2 protein-coding genes are annotated in these 3,349 nt (G+C 75.3%); both read right to left on the bottom strand.

Features of this window, described 5'->3' with window-relative positions:
* Positions 1 to 185: 185 nt before the first annotated feature.
* Positions 186 to 2,387, bottom strand: a complete 2,202-nt coding sequence (recG, locus tag ACWEVO_RS33125) for an ATP-dependent DNA helicase RecG (RefSeq protein ID WP_452311368.1) — start codon at positions 2,385 to 2,387, stop codon at positions 186 to 188.
* Positions 2,384 to 3,349, bottom strand: a 966-nt coding sequence (locus ACWEVO_RS33120) for a DAK2 domain-containing protein (protein WP_452311367.1), incomplete at its 5' end; no start/stop codon positions are given. The genes recG and ACWEVO_RS33120, both read right to left, overlap by 4 nt.

The raw sequence follows: 3,349 nt of genomic DNA, 5'->3' as shown, positions 1-3,349 counted from the left end.
CCGATCTCGATGGCCTCGCTGAAGAGAATCCGCTCCATCATGTCCTCGTAGGGGACACGGGTGCCCTCGCCACCCGAACCACCAGACCCCCCCCACCCCCCCGGCCCGCCCGCTGAGACTTCGACGCGCCCGGGCGCGCGGCAAGCTGATCGACTCGGGTTGCCGCAGCACCGGCCGGCGAAGGGTCAGCCCTTCTCCAGGTACTCCGCGCGTTCCTCGTCGACGAGGGCGGCGACCGAGGCGGCCAGGGCGGGCTGCCGAACCAGCTCCGGATCCTCCTCGACCAGCGTGATCGCCTCGGCCCGGGCGTCCCGGATCAGGTCGGTGTCCCGCAGCAGCGACAGCAGCCGCAGGTGGGACCGGCGGCCGGACTGGGTCGCGCCCAGCACGTCACCCTCCCGGCGCTGCTCCAGGTCGAGCTCGGCGAGCTTGAAACCGTCCGTGGTGGACGCCACCGCGTCCAGGCGCTCCCGGGCGGATGAGCCCTCCATCGCCTCGGTGACCAGCAGGCAGAGCCCCGGGGCCGAGCCCCGGCCCACCCGGCCGCGCAGCTGGTGCAGCTGGGAGACGCCGAAGCGGTCGGCGTCCAGCACGATCATCACCGTGGCGTTGGGCACGTTCACGCCCACCTCGACCACCGTGGTGGCCACCAGCACGTCCAGGTCACCGGCGGCGAAGGAGCGCATCACCGAGTCCTTCTCGTCGGCCGGCAGCCGCCCGTGCAGCACCCCGATCCGCAGCCCGTGCAGGGGGCCCTCGGCGAGCAGCGGCGCCACCTCGGTCACCGCCAGCGGCGGCCGCCGGCCGTTGTCGTCCTCCCGCGGCGGTTCCTCGTCGGAGACCGGGCCCTCCCCGATCCGCGGGCACACCACGTACGCCTGGTGGCCGGCGGCGACCTCCTCCCGCAGCCGGCGCCAGGCGCGGTCGAGGAAGGCCGGCTTCTCCGCGGCCGGCACCACGTGCGAGGCGATCGGCGAGCGGCCCTGCGGAAGCTGGGACAGGGTGGAGATCTCCAGGTCGCCGTAGACGGTCATGGCGACCGTGCGCGGGATCGGGGTGGCGGTCATCACCAGCACGTGCGGCGGCTGGTCGGCCTTGGCCCGCAGCGCGTCCCGCTGCTCCACGCCGAACCGGTGCTGCTCGTCGACGACCACCAGGCCCAGGTCGCGGAAGTCGACCCCCTCGTAGAGCAGGGCGTGGGTGCCGAGCACGATGCCGGCCCGGCCCTCGGCGACCTCGGCGAGGGCCCGCCGCCGGGCCGCCGCGCCGAGCGAGCCGGTGACCAGCTCCACCCGCGTGGCGTCGTCGGCCGCGCCCAGCTCGCCGGCCTGGGCGAGCGGGCCGAGCAGGTCGAGGATGCCCCGGTAGTGCTGGGCGGCGAGCACCTCGGTGGGAGCGAGCAGCGCCGCCTGCCCGCCGGCGTCGACCACCTGGAGCATCGCGCGCAGGGCCACCACCGTCTTGCCCGAGCCGACCTCGCCCTGCAACAGCCGGTGCATCGGGTGCGCCGTCGCCAGGTCGGCCGCGATCTCCCGCCCGACCACCTGCTGGCCGGGGGTCAGCTCGTACGGCAGCCGGGCGTCGAACGCGTCCAGCAGCCCACCGGGCTTGGCGGGGCGCGCCTTCGCCGGCCAGTCGGCCGCGCGGTGCTTGCGCTGCACCAGGGTGAGCTGGACGGCGAACGCCTCGTCCCACTTGAGCCGGCGCCGGGCCCGGTAGAGCGCCTCCTTGCTGGACGGTCGGTGGATCTCGCGCAGCGCGGTGCCGATGTCGGCCAGGTTGCGGCTGGCCCGGACGGTGGCCGGCAGCGGGTCCTCCGGCGGGGTGAAGGTGTCCAGCACCACCCGGACGCAGCGGGCGATCACCCAGGTCGGCACCGCCGCCGCGGCCGGGTAGACCGGGATCAGCGCACCGGCGAACTCCTCGACCTCCTCGTTGGCCGCGGCCTCGCCGTCGCCGCCCTCGCCGAGCAGCACGTATTCCGGGCCGTTGAGCTGCCGCTTGCCCCGGAACTCGGTGACCTTGCCGGCGAACAACCCCCACCGGCCCGGGCGCAGGTCCCGCTCCCGCCAGGCCTGGTTGCCGAAGAAGGTGAGCGTGAGCACCCCGCCGGAGCCGTCACCGACGGTCACCTCCAGCAGGTTGCCGCGCCGCTGGCGCATCGGCCGGACCGCGGTGCGCTGCACCTGGGCCAGCACGGTGACCTGCTCCCCCACGTCCAGCGAGCGGATGTCGGTGTGCTCGCCGCGCTCGTCGTAGCGGCGCGGGAAGTGGTAGATCAGGTCGCCCGCGGTGTGCAGGTCGAGGTGGCTCGCCAGGGCCTTGGCGGTGCGCTCCCCGACCAGCTTCTTCAGCGGCGTGTCCACCGTGGTCGGCTCGCTCGTCATTCGACCCCCAGCAGGAGCGGATAGTGCGGCTGGCCGCCCTCGTACGCCTGCACCTCGACGAACGGCCAGGTGCGTTCGACGTGCTCGCGCACCCGGTCGGCCAACCCGTCCGGGGCGTCCGCCCCGCAGAGCAGGGTGACCAGCTCGCCGCCGCCGCCGAGCATCCGGTCGACCACCGCGGTGCAGGTGTCGAGCAGGTCGGCGCCGATCAGGTGCACCTCCCCCTCGACCAGTGCCAGCACGTCGCCGGGCCGGCACGGGCCGGCCACGGTGAGCGCCTCCCGGCTGGCGTGGCAGACCTCGGCGTACCGGCAGGCGCCGGCCGCCTCGGCCATCGCGATGACGTCGTCCTCGAAGCGCCGCTTCGGGTCGCGGACGGCCAGGGCGGCGAGGGCCTGCACGGGCGACCGGGTGGGTACCACGCTCACCTTGACGCCGAGCCCGTGTGCCTCCTTGGCGGCGGCGCTGGCGACCGACTGGGTGTTGGGGTCGTTGGGCAGCACCACCACCCGGGCCGCCCCGGTGGCGCGGATCGCGTCGAGCAGCTCGCCGGTGGACGGGTTGGCCGGCACCACGGTGGCGCCCTCCGCGGCGAACAGCTCGGCGATGCCGGCGCCGGTGGCCACCACCACGGCGGCCCGACCGTCCGGCAGCGGGACGGCCGGGGGTGCCGGGGCCTGGTCGGCGAAGCGGGTCACGGTGATCCGGTGCGGACGGCCGGCCACCACCCCCGCCTCGATCGCCGCGCCGACGTCGTTGACGTGCACGTGCACGTTCCAGGTGCCCTGGCCGGTGGCGCCGTCGCCGACGATCACCAGCGAGTCGCCGAGGGCGTCCAGCTCGGCGCGCAGCCGGGCCACCGCCGCGTCGGTGGCGTCGAGCAGGTACTGCACCTCGTAGGCGTACGCGGAGGAGCCGGTCTCCCGGACGGCGGTGGCGGGCGCCCGGGGGGCGGGGGCGGG

It is taken from the genome of Micromonospora sp. NPDC003776 (assembly GCF_053605645.1).
The sequence above is the reverse complement of the archived record's forward strand: the minus strand, read 5'-3'. Positions and strand labels throughout refer to the sequence as shown.

What these genes read in the sequence shown, in the direction of transcription:
- recG (WP_452311368.1), bottom strand. Translation starts at nt 2,387, where the DNA reads ATGACGAGCGAGCCGACCACGGTGGACACGCCGCTGAAGAAGCTGGTC.